At 43.1% G+C, this 17,844-nt stretch carries 14 protein-coding genes; 1 reads left to right on the top strand and 13 read right to left on the bottom strand.

From position 1 onward, the window contains the following. Nucleotides 1-116: 116 nt before the first annotated feature. From D5281_RS10175 to D5281_RS10195, 5 genes are all read right to left on the bottom strand, one after another. Nucleotides 117-668: a GNAT family N-acetyltransferase gene (locus D5281_RS10175; RefSeq protein ID WP_160560050.1), complete on the bottom strand. Its 552-nt coding sequence runs from the start codon at nt 666-668 to the stop codon at nt 117-119. 204 nt (nt 669-872) lie between these two features. Next, complete coding sequence (locus D5281_RS10180) at nt 873-1,559, bottom strand: TIGR00266 family protein (protein WP_160560051.1); 687 nt, start codon at nt 1,557-1,559, stop codon at nt 873-875. Between the two features lie 88 nt (nt 1,560-1,647). Then, nucleotides 1,648-1,962, bottom strand: coding sequence for an L-rhamnose mutarotase (rhaM, locus tag D5281_RS10185; RefSeq protein WP_160560052.1), 315 nt, complete (start codon nt 1,960-1,962; stop codon nt 1,648-1,650). 253 nt (nt 1,963-2,215) lie between these two features. Continuing rightward, nucleotides 2,216-2,968: a class I SAM-dependent methyltransferase gene (locus D5281_RS10190; protein WP_160560053.1), complete on the bottom strand. Its 753-nt coding sequence runs from the start codon at nt 2,966-2,968 to the stop codon at nt 2,216-2,218. A gap of 177 nt (nt 2,969-3,145) precedes the next feature. Next, nucleotides 3,146-4,267 (bottom strand): aldo/keto reductase, encoded by a 1,122-nt coding sequence (locus tag D5281_RS10195; protein ID WP_160560054.1) that lies wholly within the window; start codon nt 4,265-4,267, stop codon nt 3,146-3,148. A gap of 221 nt (nt 4,268-4,488) precedes the next feature. Between D5281_RS10195 and D5281_RS10200 the strand changes: the two genes are divergently transcribed. Continuing rightward, nucleotides 4,489-5,607, top strand: coding sequence for an aldo/keto reductase (locus D5281_RS10200; RefSeq protein ID WP_160560055.1), 1,119 nt, complete (start codon nt 4,489-4,491; stop codon nt 5,605-5,607). Between the two features lie 202 nt (nt 5,608-5,809). Here D5281_RS10200 and D5281_RS10205 read toward each other — a convergent pair whose 3' ends face one another. The 8 genes from D5281_RS10205 to D5281_RS10240 all read right to left on the bottom strand — a co-directional run bounded on the left by D5281_RS10205 (nt 5,810) and on the right by D5281_RS10240 (nt 17,698). Continuing rightward, nucleotides 5,810-6,445 (bottom strand): flavin reductase, encoded by a 636-nt coding sequence (locus tag D5281_RS10205; RefSeq protein ID WP_160560056.1) that lies wholly within the window; start codon nt 6,443-6,445, stop codon nt 5,810-5,812. Between the two features lie 319 nt (nt 6,446-6,764). Continuing rightward, entirely contained in the window at nt 6,765-8,141 is a 1,377-nt protein-coding gene (locus tag D5281_RS10210; RefSeq protein WP_160560057.1) for an MATE family efflux transporter, read from the bottom strand. A gap of 205 nt (nt 8,142-8,346) precedes the next feature. Beyond that, a complete protein-coding gene (glgX, locus tag D5281_RS10215) occupies nt 8,347-10,434 on the bottom strand; it encodes a glycogen debranching protein GlgX (protein WP_277935291.1) in 2,088 nt (695 codons plus the stop codon). A 257-nt stretch (nt 10,435-10,691) separates the two neighbouring features. Continuing rightward, nucleotides 10,692-12,968 (bottom strand): helix-turn-helix domain-containing protein, encoded by a 2,277-nt coding sequence (locus D5281_RS10220; RefSeq protein ID WP_277935282.1) that lies wholly within the window; start codon nt 12,966-12,968, stop codon nt 10,692-10,694. A gap of 19 nt (nt 12,969-12,987) precedes the next feature. Then, nucleotides 12,988-14,004 (bottom strand): family 43 glycosylhydrolase, encoded by a 1,017-nt coding sequence (locus D5281_RS10225; RefSeq protein WP_277935283.1) that lies wholly within the window; start codon nt 14,002-14,004, stop codon nt 12,988-12,990. A gap of 13 nt (nt 14,005-14,017) precedes the next feature. Further along, nucleotides 14,018-14,878: a carbohydrate ABC transporter permease gene (locus tag D5281_RS10230; RefSeq protein WP_160560059.1), complete on the bottom strand. Its 861-nt coding sequence runs from the start codon at nt 14,876-14,878 to the stop codon at nt 14,018-14,020. Nucleotides 14,879-14,905: 27 nt separating this feature from the next. Further along, nucleotides 14,906-15,820, bottom strand: coding sequence for an ABC transporter permease (locus D5281_RS10235; RefSeq protein WP_160560060.1), 915 nt, complete (start codon nt 15,818-15,820; stop codon nt 14,906-14,908). A gap of 150 nt (nt 15,821-15,970) precedes the next feature. After that, nucleotides 15,971-17,698, bottom strand: coding sequence for an extracellular solute-binding protein (locus tag D5281_RS10240; protein WP_277935284.1), 1,728 nt, complete (start codon nt 17,696-17,698; stop codon nt 15,971-15,973). Between the last annotated feature and the right edge of the window lie 146 nt (nt 17,699-17,844).

Raw genomic sequence — 17,844 nt, forward strand, 5'->3', positions numbered from 1 at the left:
TTAAAAAGTTTGAAAAGAAAATATTTTAAGGACTATGCTGCCATAGTCCTTAAATGCAGTATCGCCCCAACAACTCTGTCAGGCTTTACATGTCCACTTATGGACAGGACGCTCCTCTAAGAGAGTTCTATCCAAAACCGTTTCATATACGCCTCAAGTCCTGTTGACCAGACCGTTTTTTCGTATTTACCGCCACCCGATAAAATCGTTTTCTCGCTTGCAATATTGTTCTCGTCACAGGTAATCATCACTCTGTCCAGTCCATAATCCCGGCAGTTCATCAGATTTTGACGCAGCATTTCCTTTGCGTACCCTTTGCGTCTTTCATCAGGTCTTACACAATACCCTATATGGCCTCCCCACAATCCTAAAACCGGATGGTTGATATGGTGTCTGAAATCTGTTATTCCCACAATCTTATGATCTGATTTTCTGACCGCCAGATAAGTATCCGCATCCACTAACCCTTCCGGACACGTCTCCCGGTATCTTAAATTTTCCGTATACGCAATCCAGTCTTCTGCCTTTTCGCAATCCCTAAGATTGCTGGTGCCTCCCATGTCTTCATTTGGATCATGGTCAAGAAATTCCTGACGATATTTCATAATATCCTCCGCATAATCCACTGAAGGCCTGACCAACTTTATTTCTTCCCTGGCCGTTCCCATTTTCCTTTTATCCTCTCTGTTATCACTTCAGTTAATATTCCCGCCGCGGCGTGCGCTATGCAGTATACGCTCTGCAGCGCCGCAGGATTAATGCCTCCTTGCCTGCAGCGGAGAGTGTTGACTTGCGCAGTAAGAACCAAATATATAAAATATGTATATAGACCATGTCCATTTGACTCTTTTCCTGCAGGAATTAACTGTTATTTAATTCGCTGATCCGCTAGATGGCATAAATGGAATAATTCTCTTTGCAAGCTCTGATGCACTCATAGTCTGCAGCCATACCTTGCCTGGTCCTGTGAGCGTGGACAAAAAAAGCCCTTCCCCTCCAAATAGTATGTTGGCAAACCCTTTTACCATCTCAGAAGAATACTGTACGCTTGCTTCAAAATATGCAATATTTCCGGTGTCCACCTTAAGCGTTTCGCCTGGCGCCAGCTCCTTTTCCACGATTGTCCCGTCAAGCTCCAAAAAGGCAAGCCCTTGTCCCGTATACTTTTGCAACACAAACCCTTCACCGCCAAATAATCCGCTTTTTACTCCTGTCACAAAAGCGCTTAAGGTTACGCCAGGAGTTGCGCACAGGAAGGAATTTTTCTGGGCAATGTATTCTTTACCATTCCCCAGCTCAAGAAGCCTGATTTCCCCAGGAAAGCTGGACGCAAGGGTAATCTCCGCCCCTGGCCGCTGCGCGGTGTAGGTTGCCATAAAAAGACTCTCTCCGGCAAACATTCTGCCAATTCCTTTTAAAAAGCCGCCCTTCATGTTGGTTTCCATGGAAATCCCGTCTGTCATCCAGGTCATACCGCCCGACTGGGTATAAATATTTTCTCCCTGTTCCATTGTAATCGTCACTGCCGGCATTGGACTGCCAAATACTCTGTAATGCATCACTTTTCCTCCTCATTTATCTATTGTAAATTCTTATGTGACAGTTCCGGCAAACTGAACTATCACTTTCTTAAATATACTTATAAGATTAATCCAGATGAAATACCTGCTTTAAATCTGTACTCACCGGACTGTTATCCTGGTTGATTTCCATAATATCCGCCATATAATCCCACCATTTCCGGTTGATTGCCGTATCCGCAGATTTACTCCATTTTTCTTCACTTTCAATTTCCAGATAGCCGTAAAGCACATTCGTCTCCTGGTCCAGAAAAATAGAATAGTTTCTTCCGCCATATTCATGAATCATTTCCTTCATCTCCGGCCAGAGCATGTTGTGGCGCTTTTCATATTCCTGCGCCATTCCAGGATGCAGATGCATTTTAAAACCCTTTCTAACCATTTATCTTTCCTCCTTTTCATACCGATACAACACTATTTTGAGGAGTTTCTTTTAGGATGTCAAGTATGGAAGAATAAAGTTAATAAAACATAAATCTAAAATGAGATATTTCGCATTTTTATAAGTACGCTTACTTGGTCCATTACCTGCGGGGTGCAAAAAAAGGAATAGCCTTTCAAGCTATCCCCCATGCCGCTGCTTTTTTGTTTCTTACTTTCCGTTCACCATGTCAGGAAACACATGATACCATTTTCTATTTCTTTTGGCATATAACAATCATAGATAAACCAGGCAGTCTTATCCCCGCTTTACTGAGCATCCGGTTGAACAGGAAATCCAGATTCAAACAAACAGTCAAGATTCCGGTCAGAAAATTCTTCTGTCCATAGCTCCAATGAGAAGTAAACTTTTGATCCGGATCTATCGGCAAATGCAGCATCTTTTGCGCAAATCGAATTATAAATAGTGAAGTGTAAAAATTATGTTCCTCGATTTTTTCCAGTTCCGGCACCTTCTTTAAAACTTCGGAAAAAGACTTCCGGCTATATCGGCGGAGATTCTTTATATTGATATCATAATCAGAAAACAGAATTGGATAGGCAGGTAAGGTAAAGAAGAAAAAGCCTCCTTTTTTAATCCGCTGTGTCATTTTTCTGACATAATCCACATCATCCTCCATATACTCCAAAGAATCCATCATAATAGCATAATCTACTGCATTTGCTTCTATATCTTCCAGCCTATGATATTTGTGAATCCTTCTGCCCTCAGACCCCACTTTCTCATATGCGGTATCAATGGCATATACCTGACTTTTTTTATACTTCTTCATCAGTGCCTTATCAAAATACAAATCACCTGCCCCGGCATTTATATAACTGACACGTTCACCCTTTTCATCCAATTTATCGAGATATTCTGAAAAAAACTCCAGGACACACTGTGTCCTGCTTAATTCCCATGGATGCCTGTTCATCTTTTTCCCGGTAACTTCACTTAAATCCATTGTTTTCACCTCTCTGCGTACAATATATTTGTCTATTTTATCAAATACATAACATATTGTCCACTATTTGGCGTTTTCTTTCATAACTAACCCTTTGTTGGCGGCAGTAATCAAAATATTTTACACTGCAGTTTTCCGCCTGATCTGCAAAGATTTTCTCGAAATCCGCTTCATTCTTTAAAATACCGCGGCGCAGTCCTTCAATTTTTCAATTATTTTTATCTGCTGTGGACAGGCTCTCTCACATTGACCACAAGCCACACAAGCGCCAGCGCATCCTGCATCCTTAACAGCCTGCGCATAGTCAGCTTTTCCTTCCTCAAGCTGTCCCCAAACCAGCTGCTTGTTCCGCGCCGCAAAGATTTCGGGAATTGGAATTTTCTTCGGACATCCGGCAGTGCAGTAATGGCAGCCCGTACATGGAATAGACTTCACCCCATTAATCGCCTCCTGCGCCTTCCTGATTGCTAACTGCTCCTCCTCATCCAGAGGTTTAAAATTTTTCATATAGGAAAGATTATCTTCCATCTGTGCTACATTGGACATGCCTGAGAGCACTGTCATAATACCATCTAAGGAGGCGGCATAGCGGATGGCCCATGATGCATAAGACACATCTTTATTTGCCTTGTCAAAAATCTGACGGACAGCTTCCGGCGGATCTGCAAGTGCACCACCCTTAATTGGCTCCATAACTACGATAGACTTCCCATGCTTCCTTGCCACCTCGTAATTTTCCCTTGCAGTTACATCCGGGTTCTCCCAATCTGCATAATTGAGCTGCAGCTGTACAAATTCAGCATCCGGGTGAGCGGTCAGAATTTCATCCAAAATATCCGGCGTTGCATGGAAAGAAAATCCCCAATGCTTAATCAGCCCCTTAGCCTTCTGCTCTTTCACAAAATCCCATATGTGGTACTGGTCATAGGTCTTATAATTGCCTGCCTGAAGGGCATGAAGCAGGTAATAGTCAAAATATCCGGCGCCCGTGCGCTCTAAACTGGTATAAAACTGCTGCTTGGCAGTTTCTTCATTGTGGGCGCCCATCCATGCACACAGCTTTGTCGCCAGCGTATAACGCTCACGAGGATACCGATCAACCAATGCTGCCTTGGCAGCTTTCTCCGAATCGCCTCCGTCATAGACATAGGCCGTATCAAAATAGTTTAAACCGGCATCCATGAATAAATCCACCATCTTTTTGGTTTGTTCTATATCAATCTTTCCTGCCGCATCCTTAGGCAGCCGCATTAGCCCAAAACCAAGCTTTGGTATTGCCTCTCCAAAATAACGTTCCATTACCGTTCCTCCTTCTTTATCTTCGAATTTATCTTTTTCATAATAATTATATAAGATTTCTTTATACAAGACAATTTTAATTTATGGAATGAATTATTAGAAAAACTTATCAATAATTACTTAAAAGCAAATTGTTTAAAGTTGCAACTACATATATAATATAAATAAACACTTTATAAATCGAAATTAAAACATACAAAATCATTAAGGAGGAAAACAGTATGAAGCAATTTTACCCTGAGGTTCAAAAAAAGCTGGGTTTTGGCTGTATGCGTCTGCCCATGAATGGCGATGAGGTAGACACCACAGAAATGAAGAAAATGGTAGACCTGTTCCTTGAACGCGGATTCAACTATTTTGACACAGCTCACGGATATGTCGGCGGCAAAAGTGAGCCGGCGTTGAAAGAATGCCTCACCAGCCGCTATCCCCGGGAAAAATATATTCTCACCGACAAGCTCTCTACCCATCACTTTAACAAAGAAGAAGAAATCCGTCCTTTGTTTGAAAGTCAGTTAGAAGCTTGCGGCGTGGATTATTTTGACTTTTATCTGATGCACGCTCAGGATGAAAATATCTTTGCAAAATTTGAGCGCTGCAACGCTTATCAGGTAGCTTACGGTTTTAAAGCAGAAGGAAAAATCAAACACTTTGGTATCTCCTTCCACGATAAAGCCCATGTTCTTGAAAAAATCCTAAAAGCCCATCCTGAAATCGAGGTGGTGCAAATCCAGTTTAATTACGTGGACTTTGAGGACCCTTCCGTAGAAAGCCGAAAGGTCTACGAGGTTTGTGAAAAGTACGACAAACCGGTCATCGTTATGGAACCCATCAAAGGCGGCAGCCTTCTTACTCTGCCTGATGAAGCGCAGAAGCTTTACGATGCTTTAGGTAGTGACTCCAATGCAAGCTATGCCATCCGTTTTGCAGCAGGATTCGAAAATATTATGATGGTTCTCTCGGGCATGAGCACTGTCGCAAATATGGAGGACAATACCTCCTACATGCAGGATTTCCAACCACTTAGCGAGAAGGAAAAAGAGGCTGTCATGAAAGTTGTTGAAATCTTCAAAGCCCAGAACTTAATTCCCTGCACTGCCTGTCGTTATTGTATGGAAGAATGTCCTAAGGGTATTTCCATCCCCAATCTGTTTGCACTTTTGAATGCAAAAAACCGTTTTGGCAACTGGAATACCGATTACTACTATAACAATATACATACCAGCGAAGGACGCAAGGCATCCGACTGCCTTAAGTGCGGCAAGTGTGAACGCATCTGCCCACAGCACCTGCAGATTCGCGATTTATTGAAGGACGTTGCGGCAGAGTTCGAACACTAAAATTCAAATTTATGCTCTGCCCACCGTAGAGGAAGGCGGTCTCTTAAAAACTATCTCAAATATCCGGTGCAAACTATACTCCGGGATTTTATTTCACAGTGCACAAGTTTATGCCCGCTCACTACACACTGACTTTCTATCCTCAATGGCTCCAGCCAATTTTATGAAAAAGAGCAATTGTTATCCGCAACAAAAGCACCCTTTACATTTTCACAAATTTATCTACACCCATACCGCATATAGGGCATTTAAAACCTTCCGGCAGTTCTTCGCCCTCATAAATATAACCACAAACCTGGCACTTAAATTTATTTACGCCGCTTTCTTTAGGCTTTTCCTCCTCAGGGATATAGGTAGGCGCATTTTTAGGACTCTTACCCTTGACTACCTTATGATAATAAGCATACGTCATAGCCTCTCTGTCTCCAAAAATTTCCGCTCCTTTCACCTCTCCTAAGAACACCGTATGGGTGGCCGTTTCCATCTTGTCAATCACTTCACACACAATATAACCGCAGACATCCGACACCACAGGCATATTATCCTCTATTGAGTATTTTACCTCCGCAAACTTATCAAAATCCTTACCGGACTTAAATCCGAAATTCCCAATAATCGCCGGATCCGTATCCTCCGCCAGGATAGAAATAGCAAACTTGCCGTTTTCACTGATGCATTTGTTGGTGTAATTATCATGGTTAATGCTCACTGCAATTGTAGCGGGCGAAGATGTGATCTGCATTGCGCTGTTGGCCGTACAGCCCGTAGGTCTGCCATTATCCCAGCAGCTCACCACATATACACCATAAGAAAGCTTGTGAAATGCATTTACATTCATATTAATCCTCCATTCTTGCCAGTGCCCTCAAATTTGTTGGTTTATCTTCATCTTTCATTACCTTTAAATTGGCCCTCGCGGCATTCGCCAAATGTCTGCTTCGCAGCCGCTTGGCTCATTGCCCGCGGAAATGAATATGAAGTATACTATCGCCAAACATAAATTTTTTATGTAAAATTTCCGGAAACTATTTCTGTTTCCACATGAACTTATATTAATACCTCTACCTACAATAGGCAAAGCCTCTTGTCATGTACTTGTCTCTTGAAAAGCCTCTTGACTCTTGAAAACAGTACTGCATCCGCGCAGAGCACAATATTTAAACCGCCTTATTTTTCCACTTTCCTTTTTTATAGAAGAAAAAGGTCACGATCGCTCCAATCAGCCAAGAAACTAACAGAGAGATAAAAATACACTCCTGCCTTCCGTTGGGTAATTCCGGCGTCCTGGTAAGAAATGCAATTCCGTAAGCAATCGGTACACGAACAAATATGGTTGTTGCAATAGAAATCCACATAGGTGTCATCGTATCGCCCGCACCTCTCATGACACCAGAAAGGCTCTGCGTAACCGCCATGGCAATATAGCCCACCGCAAGGATTCCCATCATATCCCGGCTAAGCTCCACCAGCTCTGGTGTTTTGGTGAAAATTCCCATAAGACTTTTTCCAAATATCAAGATAAGGCCGGTAAGCACAGCGGAAACCGCCATAGCAATCCATGTGCCCTGCTTTGCGCCTTTGTCCACCCTGTCATACAGCCTGGCCCCCACATTCTGTCCGGCATAAGTCGTCATTGCCGTACCGAAGGAAAAGTTTGGCATCATGGCAAAACCGTCCACACGCATAACAATTACGTTAGCGGCAATAAACATTTCCCCAAAGCTGTTGGTCAAAGACTGCACCACAATCATGGCCATAGAAAAAATTGCCTGCGTAACACCTGAAGGCAGACCCAGCTGGATAATTTTCATGGTGTTCTTCTTTTTAAGCTTCAAGTAGCTTTTATCCATATCAAAAATATTGCTCAGCCGCATCAGACGAATGAAACATAAAATAGCTGAGATTGCCTGTGCAATTACAGTCGCCAGAGCCACACCGTTCACTCCCATGCCAAACTTAGCCACGAACAGTACATCCAGCACGATATTAACTGCCGTAGATACCAGCAGATAAGCAAGGGCCGACATAGAATCCCCAAGCCCTCTTAAAATTCCGCTTAAAATATTATAGTACGCAAGTCCAATAGACCCGATAAACAAAATCAGCAAATAGGAATGGCACCAGTCAATGATAGAATCCGGCGTACCCAAAAGCAGCAGAAGCGGTTTGGCCAGCAAAGAAGCCACCACCATTACAAACAACGTGGCAATCCCCGTAAGCGTGATACAGTTGCCAATGGTCATCGACAATTCCTCTCTCTCCTTTGCTCCAAAATACTGTGACACCATAATACCGGCACCCACACTGATTCCTACAAACAAAACAATCAGCAGATTTAAAATAGGGCCTGCACTCCCCACCGCTGCTAAAGCATTGTCACCCACATAATTCCCTACAACCACACTGTCAACCGTATTATAAAGCTGCTGCGCAATGTTTCCTACCAGCATGGGAACCGTAAATAATACAATTTTTTTCCATGGCGATCCTTCCGTCATATCCACAGGTTCTAAAAAAGTTTTAAGAAATTTCATGGTAACAGTCCTCCTCCTTATCCTTGGCTAAAATCAACCATATTTTCCACATGTTCTCTTTCAAGAGAGCATTGTACCTATTCTATCATGAAGCCTTTATAACAGCAAGATAATTTTTATGAGGAGCACGGTCTGTGCAGTAAATGCACAGACCTGGCTGAACAGTTACGACTTTACAGCCAGTGAGAAGTTCTAGGCCGGGCTGTTATGACGTCAGAACATACACACTGCGGGCTGGTATCCGCAGGGTATTGCCCGTAATGATTTTTAGCTCCCCATCTTCCGGTATAAAAGCCGGATAATACCTGCCGCTGGTATCCGCTGCCATATGCCAGTCTTTACCACCTGCAAGGAAAGGAATGGTAAATTCCTGCTCCTCCCAGAAGGTATTGACCGCCAGACACACAACATCATCCTCCGTATTTTCTTCATTCCTTCCCGCATAAATGACTCGAAGCACTTTCGTACATCCATCTACGCCCATAACCTGGATCTCCGGGAATCCGCATGCACTGTTTCCTGCAAATTTTCGAAGCACAGGATGCCCTTTTCTAAATCGGATCATATACCTGCAGAAATTAAAGTGAACCTCATTCTTTTTTACCTCTCGCCAATCCAGCCAGGAAATCTCATTATCCTGACAGTAAGCATTGTTGTTGCCATATTGGGTGTTTAAAAATTCATCCCCGGCAAAAAACATTGCGGTTCCCCGGCTGCATAAAAGCACAGCAAAGGCATTCATGGCAAGACGTTTCCGCAGGGTAAGCACTTCCGCATCCTTCGTATCCCCCTCAACGCCGCAGTTCCAGCTTCGGTTGTCATTGCTTCCGTCCGTGTTGCCCCAGCCGTTTGCCTCATTATGCTTTTCATTGTAAGAATATAAATCCCACAAAGTAAAACCGTCATGACAAGTGAGGAAGTTTACGGAAACATCATTTCCACGGTACTTAGGGTCATAAATATCCCTTGAACCCGTGATCCTGTTTGCAGCAATCTCCCACATGCCATAATCCCCCTTAAGGAAATTACGCATGTCATCTCTGTACCTGCCATTCCATTCCGCCCATCTGCTCCAGGAAGGAAAACTTCCCACCTGATACAAACCGCCTGCATCCCAGGCCTCTGCAATCAGCTTTACATTACCCAAAATAGGGTCGAAGGCAAGACTCTGTAAGAGAGGCGGCTTGCTCATAGGCGAGCCATCCTCGTTTCTTCCAAGTATCGTTGCAAGGTCGAACCGGAATCCGTCCACATGGTATGCCGTTGTCCAATACCGCAGACACTCCAGAATCATCTGGTGTACAATCGGATGATTACAGTTTAAGGTATTGCCGCAGCCGCTGAAATTATAATAATACCCTTCCGGTGTCAGCATATAGTAAATATTATTATCAAACCCCTTAAAGGAAAAGCATGGGCCCATCTCATTGCCTTCCGCCGTATGGTTGAACACCACATCCAAAATACATTCTATTCCATTTTCATGGAGCAAACCAATCAATTCCTTTAATTCCGTTCCCTCTCTGTTATACTCCTTGCACGCCGCGTAACTGCTGTTAGGCGAGAAAAAGCTGACCGTATTGTACCCCCAATAATCCATTACCGCTCTGCCGTTTACCACCCGGTAATCCTTCATCTCGTCAAACTCAAAGATCGGCATCAGCTCCACGGCATTAATGCCCAGTTTCTTTAAATAAGGTATTTTTTCTTTTAACCCTTCAAAGGTGCCCGGATAATTTACCTCCGATGAAAAGTGTCTTGTAAAACCACGCACATGCATCTCATAAATAATCAAATCTTCCATAGGGATATGAGGCTGGGTATAATCCTTCCAGTCAAAATCGTCCTTTACCACCCTGGCCTTATAGGCCACCCCCTCTTTCTTGGGAATCCCCCATATCTTCTGGCCTGTCACCGCTTTAGCATACATATCCAGCAGTACATTATTCTTATTAAAAAGCAAGCCCTCCTTCGGATTATAAGGCCCGTCAATCCGATAAGCATATTCAAAATCATAAATACTAAGCTTAAAAACAATCATGGAATAAACCTTACCGATTTTATAATTTTCCGGAAATGGCAGCACTGCAAAAGGCTCATCCTCCCCACGCTTGTAAAGAAGCAGCTCACAGGCGGTCGCTCCATACGAATATACCGTAAAATTAACACCGCCGGGAATTGCCGTAGCCCCGTTTATATCATACATCCCTGGCCGCACCTCAAAGCCGGCAATCACATCCATGGGCACCATATGAATCCTGGTCATTGGCGCTATAATACTATTGTTTTCCATCCTGTTATTTTCCGTTCCCCCGGTTTCTGTTCTGTTCATTTCCATACCCCTTCATTCCACACCTTTCCCGCCATCGCCTGCTGCCATCATACCCAGCAGCCGCGGCTGTATTTTTCTATCTAATAAAATATCCCTGAATAATATTCTATCAAATATACCCTCCTACTGCAAGAATTCCGTATTTCTAAAACAATGTTTGCTATTTATGGATCAAAATGACCCTGCCCAAAAGAGCAGAGCCAAACCGCCACATACTTTTACATAATATTTTCCTTTTCAAACTGTGATGGCGTGACACCCACATACATTTTAAAAGTCCGGCGAAAGGTAACATCATTGGTGAAACCGCATTTAAGCGCAATTTCCTGGACGCTCATATTTCCTTTTAAGAGGTATTTTTTAGCGCATTCAATCCTTCCGGATGCAACGTACTTCTGAAATGTGCAGCCAAACTGCTCCTTAAAATACTTTCCAAAGTACGTTGGCGTATAATGCATCAGCTTAGCCGTTTCATTCAGGGAAAGGTTCGCATCCGTTAAATGCTCCTTTACATAATTGCGGATAATCTCATTTCTGGCATAATAAATCGGATTTTCTTTCACACTGCAGCGCTGCATCAATGCCTCTGCTTTCATTTTGAATGTCTGAAGATAGCTCTTGATGCTTCCATAATTTTCAGGATTCAAAAGCTCCATCTGTTCAGTGGCGCTTGCTTTATTGCCACTCTCAAACAAATCGGGAATGCTGTTGTTAAGCCTTCGTATTCCAATCAAATATGCCTCCTTATTCAAACCAAGTTTGTGAAAATTATAAGCAAGCATTTCCTGATACTGCTTTACAAATTTTTCGGCATCCATCTCAAGCACGGCTTGTTTCATCTCCTCCATCCGCTTTTTATCAATCTCAAAAGCCCGGCAATTTTGTTCCCGCTCCTCAATATGATTCTCATCCATTGAAATAATTTTCTTCTCCGGATAGAAAAAAGAATATTCAAGCGCCCTGACCGCCTGGTTATAAGCAGATAGCAAATGCAGAATATCTTCATGCGCCTTACTCATACCAAGAGCGGCATCCTCATAGCCTGATTCGGAAAATGTCTGGGACAAAATCTCACTGATTTCTTCCACCAGGCTTTCATCACCATAGCTCAAAATCCATATATAATAATTATTTTCTTCCAGAAACGCCGCATGAACCTGTGGATAAATTGCCAGACAGGAATCAATTTCCCTGATATACTGCCTGGCCTCATGACGGTTTTTTAACACCAGCGCGCGATACAATAAGTACTGCCTGATGGTATTGACATATTTTACTTCATTTGCCTGAGGTTTGTTGGAGTTTAATAAGGCATGCAGAATGTACTGTTCAATCAATGGATTTTGTTCAAACACAGTCACTTCCAGCCGTTTTTTCTGGGAATCCAGTTCTTCTAAAGCTTTTTCAATGATTTGATACTCATTGATTTCCTCCCCATAATCTTCCTCCCGCAGCATATCCATGATACGCTCCAAAGGCTGATAGCTATACTTGGTCATCCGAAATGCCACCAGCAGAATCAACCCCAAAAGAATCAGGCAGCCCGCTAAAATCCATTCCACAAATAAGATAAAATCGCGGTAGAGAAAATCATTTCCCAGAACCTGCACAATCCCTATCTCCATTCCCACCTTGGTATATTCCGCCACATAATGTCGCAGTTCCCCGCTGTAAAAATAGTTTTTCTCCCCGGATTTAAAGCGCTCAATATTTTCTCCTACTGGCAGAATCTGTTCTTCCTGACTGTCCGTATAAATGATTTTATCTCCATCAGTCAGATATAAATACCGCGTGCCCTCATCCGTAAAGTTATCAATATAAGCGTAAATGCTCTCATACGGGACAAAAAAGAGAATGTTCACTTCCCCGGAGTAAATATTCCCCAGGGGAATCGTCTGTACCAGAAAAAATCCTTTAATGCGCCGACCGTTTTTCAAAAGGCTCACATCATGGAAAATCACCTTCTGGTTGTTCCTGCTCAGCATAACGCCGGACATAAATTCTTCTTCCTGACACTGTACATGGTTCAAATCTATATACCTTTGCCACCCTGTTTTTCCATAGCTGCTGATTCCGAACTCTCCCAGACTATAATAAATGTAAATAGACTCAATCATATTATCATTGATTTCCGTAAGGGAAAGCATTCCCGCATAGTCCGAGATATCGGACGCCGTAATATTCTCCTCCATAAGCTGCGGTGTTTTCTGCATATATTTCAGCCGCATCACCCACGGCGTCATGGCATACTGGGCCGATGATTTCAGCAGATTATCCATTATATTTTTTAATTCATTGTCCGCCGTCTCGCAGATAGAATTTTCAAAAGCCAGCACACTATCCCGGGAAATCTTATAATAAACAAAAGAAAAGAGACTTGAGAACACCAAAAGAATACCCACCGGAACAATCACATAGGAAACAAACATCTTGTGTTTTGTCTGGTATCTTTTTTCCCTTCTCATGCTCTTTCCTTTCCTGCTCTTTATCATCATAAGTTTTTCGGCTCCTATCCTAAAACAGAAAATCAGCCTCCAAACGCGCCAGCCCAATCTGTTCAAAGACCCATATGGGTTCTTCGTATGCAGCTCCATTATACCACATTATCCACTGACCATTCACTTTCATCACATAAGGTTTATAGACCGCTACCGAATCCCAGGCGCCTTCTGCCGGTGCAACCAGCGGATTATCCGGATGCCTTTCCCATCCTGTGATTCCATCCCGGGACCTTGCCAGACCTACCTGCGCACGTTCTTCATGAAGATGTCCTACGTAAAATAGATAAAACCACCCATCCTCCTTGACCACACAGGGGGCCACCACCTTATGCTGTTCCCAAAGCTTATCCGGATTAGGACAAAGAACCGGATTTTGGTTATACTTTTTCCAACTTATCCCATCATAGCTAAACGCATAGCCGATAGCGTCCGGCTCATGGTTGCAGCCTGCCGCATACCACATTTTGTACTGCTTTTCATCCTCATCATACAAAACATGGGGACACATAACCGCCTGTTTCTCCCAGCTTTGATCCGGCACCATCACAGGTTTCGTTTTCCGTCTCCACAGGATTCCGTCATCACTGACAGCAAGGCCAATCACGGACCGCCCATCTTCCAGATAAGGTTTCATCTGTCCCGAATACCACATCATGTACTGCCCTTTATGAAAAATGACCGTGGGACGGTTCACTTCGTCTCCCTCCCAATCGGAACCCTGAAGCGGAGGCAATACCAACTCAGGCTCGCTCCAATTGATGCCATCATAACTTTGTGTGTATCCGATTCCTTTTTTGGGCCTCCAGGAAAACCACATCCGAAAAATCACTTTCCCGTCCTTATCTTCCTCCCGCAGCACGGATACATCAAAGCATGTTCCATATTTACCACCAAAAACCGGATTATTTTCATATTTTTTCCAACCGCCTTTTGTTCCATACTGATAATATTTTTTATTTTCTTCACAGTCATAAAACGCAATGCGTTCCGCACTGCTCATTTCTTCCGTTGCTTTTATATTCATACGCATCCCCGCCTCCTTATTATTTTACAGCGCCAATCAGCACGCCTTTTTCGAAATATTTCTGGATAAACGGATAAAGAATCATGATTGGAAAGCAGGCTACCACTATGACTGCATACTTCATCTGCTCATTCATCAATATCGCATCCATCCCCATGCCCGCAACTCTCACTTCACTGGTAATTAGAATACTTCTTAAATATAGCTGAATCGGCTGAAGCTTTTCATTTGAAAGAAAAATCAGCGGCGCAAAGTAGCTGTTCCAATAACCCACTCCGTAAAACAAGATCAGAACGGATATAATTGGCTTCGAGAGCGGAAAAAATATCTTTACCATAACCGTCCACTCCGAACCGCCGTCAATCTTAACCGCCTCCGCCATGGCCTCCGGCAAAGACTCAAAAAATGATCTGGTGATAATCAGATTGTATGCACTGATAATATAAGGCAGGATAATCGACCACCTGGTATTGTACAGATGCATTTTCTGAACCAATATATAAAGCGGTATCAGTCCTCCGCTGACAAACATCGTAAGTGTCATTAAGAAAGAGAGCTGCCTTCTTAAAAAAAACTTCTTTCTGGAAAGTGCGAATGCCGTAGTGGCCGTTAAAAGCACACTGACAGTCGCCCCCACCACCGTATACCAAATCGTATTCCCAAAAGACCTCAGCACAGTATCGTTCTTCAGGATCATTTGATAGGCTTTCAGCGAAAAGCCCTTCGGCAGTAAATAAATATCCCTTGCAAGCACGTGAATCGGGTCGCTGAAAGACATGCTTACAACATATATCACGGGATATAACGTTATAATAATAATCAATATTGTCACAATATAGATTGGAATGTCCGATGATATCAATCTTTTTTTCCTGTTCATAAATCCCTTCTTCCCTTCATACATCTTCTAAAAAATACTTGTATCTGTGGTCTTTCTGGCCAGGAAATTAGCTCCCAGCAATATAAGCACATTCACAATGGAATTAGCCAGTCCCACTGCAGATGCAAAACTGTACTGCGCGCTCAAAAGACCTTTGCGGTACACATAGGTAGAAAAAATATCCGCCGTGGAATAGGTTGCGGGATTGTACATCAAAATCACCTTTTCATATCCTATATTCAGCATATTCCCCATATTCATAACCAGCAGGAGAATAATGGTAGGAGCGATAGAAGGTAAAGTAATATAGACCAGCTTTTTCCACCTGCCCGCTCCGTCCAAAGAGGCCGATTCATACATCTCCTGATCGATAGACGAAATAGCAGCTACATAAATAATGGAATTCCACCCAAACTCCTGCCACACCCCCGATCCTACATAAAGCGTCCGAAAGGCCTCCGGTAAATTGAAATAATTCTTTGGCTGCACTCCGAAAACCTGCAGCAGCTGTGTAAGGACCCCGCCGTCCGAAGACAGCAGGTCCTTCAATATCCCCACCACCACTACCACCGAAATAAAATGCGGCAGATAGGCTGCAGTCTGTGCCACGCGCTTTAGCTTGTTATGCTTTAGCTCATTCAGAAGGAGGGCAAAGGCGATTGGGACCGGAAATGACCAGACCAACTGTTCTATGCTCAAAAGAAACGTGTTTTTTACCAATCTTCCGAAATAAACCGAATTTACCAATTCCTTAAAGTGCTTTAACCCTGCCCACGGACTTCCCCATATACCTTTAGACACATTATAGTCCTTAAATGCCATCAAAATCCCATACATAGGCCCATAGCAGAAAACCGCAAAGTAAATCACTCCCGGAAGAACGATCAAAAGCAGCATCCAATCCCTCATAACATTCTTTTTCAAAACCCCCATTGCCCTCATTGCCTTCTGCCTCCTGTCTTTTTGCTTGCGTTCTTGCATTTTGTCACTTGTATTTTTACATCTTGCTAGTCGTGCTCTTATGTCTCATCATTTAGGTTTTACATCTTTAAATTTGCACTTTTCGTCTTGCCATTTACATTCTTACATTTGTCACTCGCCTACGATTTCCTGGTACCTTCCATATTGCGCCTTTTTAATCTCAATAATCTCCTGCATACCCATACTGTTTGCCGTTTCCACATATTTGTCAAAATGATCCAAAGATTCCGTGCCAATTACGAAAGCTGTAAACATTTCATTTAAATAGGTACTCAAATCCGGCCAGATACTGGTATAAACCTCAGACTCCTGCGCAGTTCCCAGCATTTCCGGGAAAGGATCTTTCATATTATTATAGGCAGCCTTGCAGGCATCCTCCACCTTAGTTCCCTCGAAAATCTTCATAAACGCTTCGCCCGAATCATTGATAAAATAAGTAGGCCAGGCTCCTACACTTCTCAGCGCCGAGAAGGCGGAGGTATAAGTTTCATTGTTGGTCACCAAATCGGTAAACTGAATTTCTCCGTTTTCATCATATTCATAAGTCAGCCCTTCAATACCATAATTGTAAAGCATACTGCCATCTTTGCTGGCATACACATAATCTATCCATTTAATTGCCACCTCCGGATTTTCACAGGCCGAAGTAATTCCATAGTAATGCCATGTAAGACTTCTCTTGGTCATCTGTGCCGTACCACTATCATCTGTCTGGATGACCGGCATAAATTCGTAATCGCAATCAGGATTGCCTGTCATTGCAAGATCATCGGAAGATGCCATATTATCCGCCGGGTCATGACAAACGATACCCACTTTGTCCTCGGTGATGTTCTGCGTCAGAAGATTGCCTTCCAGGTCATCGGAAATAAGTCCCTCAGAATAACATTTATTTAAAAATGTCAGCATTTCTTTAAATTGTTCTTCCACAGCCGCATAATGTACCTCGCCCCCTTCATCCACATACCAGAGGGAATTGGTTTCATATCCGAATCCGGTCATCAGATAATAAAGCTGCCAGATTCCATTCTTTGTTGCAAGAGGAATTTCATCACCAGGATCTCCGTTTCCGTTGGCGTCCTGTTCCTTAAAAGCCACCAGAACATCATAAAGTTCATCTATGGTGCGGGGCATTTCCAATCCCAGATTATCAAGCCAATCCTGCCTGATATAAAGATAATCGGGAACATAATCATTGATATCACCCCACCATCCGGCAAGTGCATAAATGTTACCGTCCGATGAAGTACACATTGCTTTCAGCGCCGGATATTTTTCAAACAGCTTCTGAATATTCGGAGCATTCTGTTCAATCAGGTCGTTTAACGGAATCAGAACTCCGTTGCTTGAATAAGTATCCACCCCTACGTTAGAATCAAAAGGCGGCAGTTCCACCATATCCGGAAGACCTTCCATAGAAGCAAGTCTGGTCTGAAGTACTGTTTCCACATCACTGCTGTAGGTATCCCATTCAATATGAACTCCTGTACGTTTCTCTATCTCCTGCTGTACAGCCGTCCCGTCATTATAACTGACGCCCGCACACCATGTATCATTTCCCATATAAGTAAGCTCTACCGTACCGGGCTCACAGATAGGAAGTGCAAGCCCTCCCAAATCATATACTGTCCCGGTTGCATCTATTGAAGATGTATCCTCAGTGGCCGTAACCGTTTCCCCGGAAGACGTGACTGCATTATCTTCATTTGTTTCTTCCTTTCCTTCACTCTCACTGGTCTGACTGCTTTCTTTGGTCTGCTCCCCGGAACTCTGGCATCCTGTCAAAGCAGATGTCAGCATGACCGCTGATAACAGCACTGCAACTATTTTCTTTTGCATAATTTTTATAACCTCTCCCTTTCTGCAGCCTGCAAGCTGCTGTTATGTAATTATTATTTCCTGTTCTTTATCACTATTGCCCACAAAATTTGCAGCCCGTGTACTTTTTTGCAAAACATTTTCTCTTTTACTTTATCTCGTACTGC

This window comes from Parablautia muri, assembly GCF_009917485.1.
Classification (GTDB): domain Bacteria; phylum Bacillota; class Clostridia; order Lachnospirales; family Lachnospiraceae; genus Suilimivivens; species Suilimivivens muri.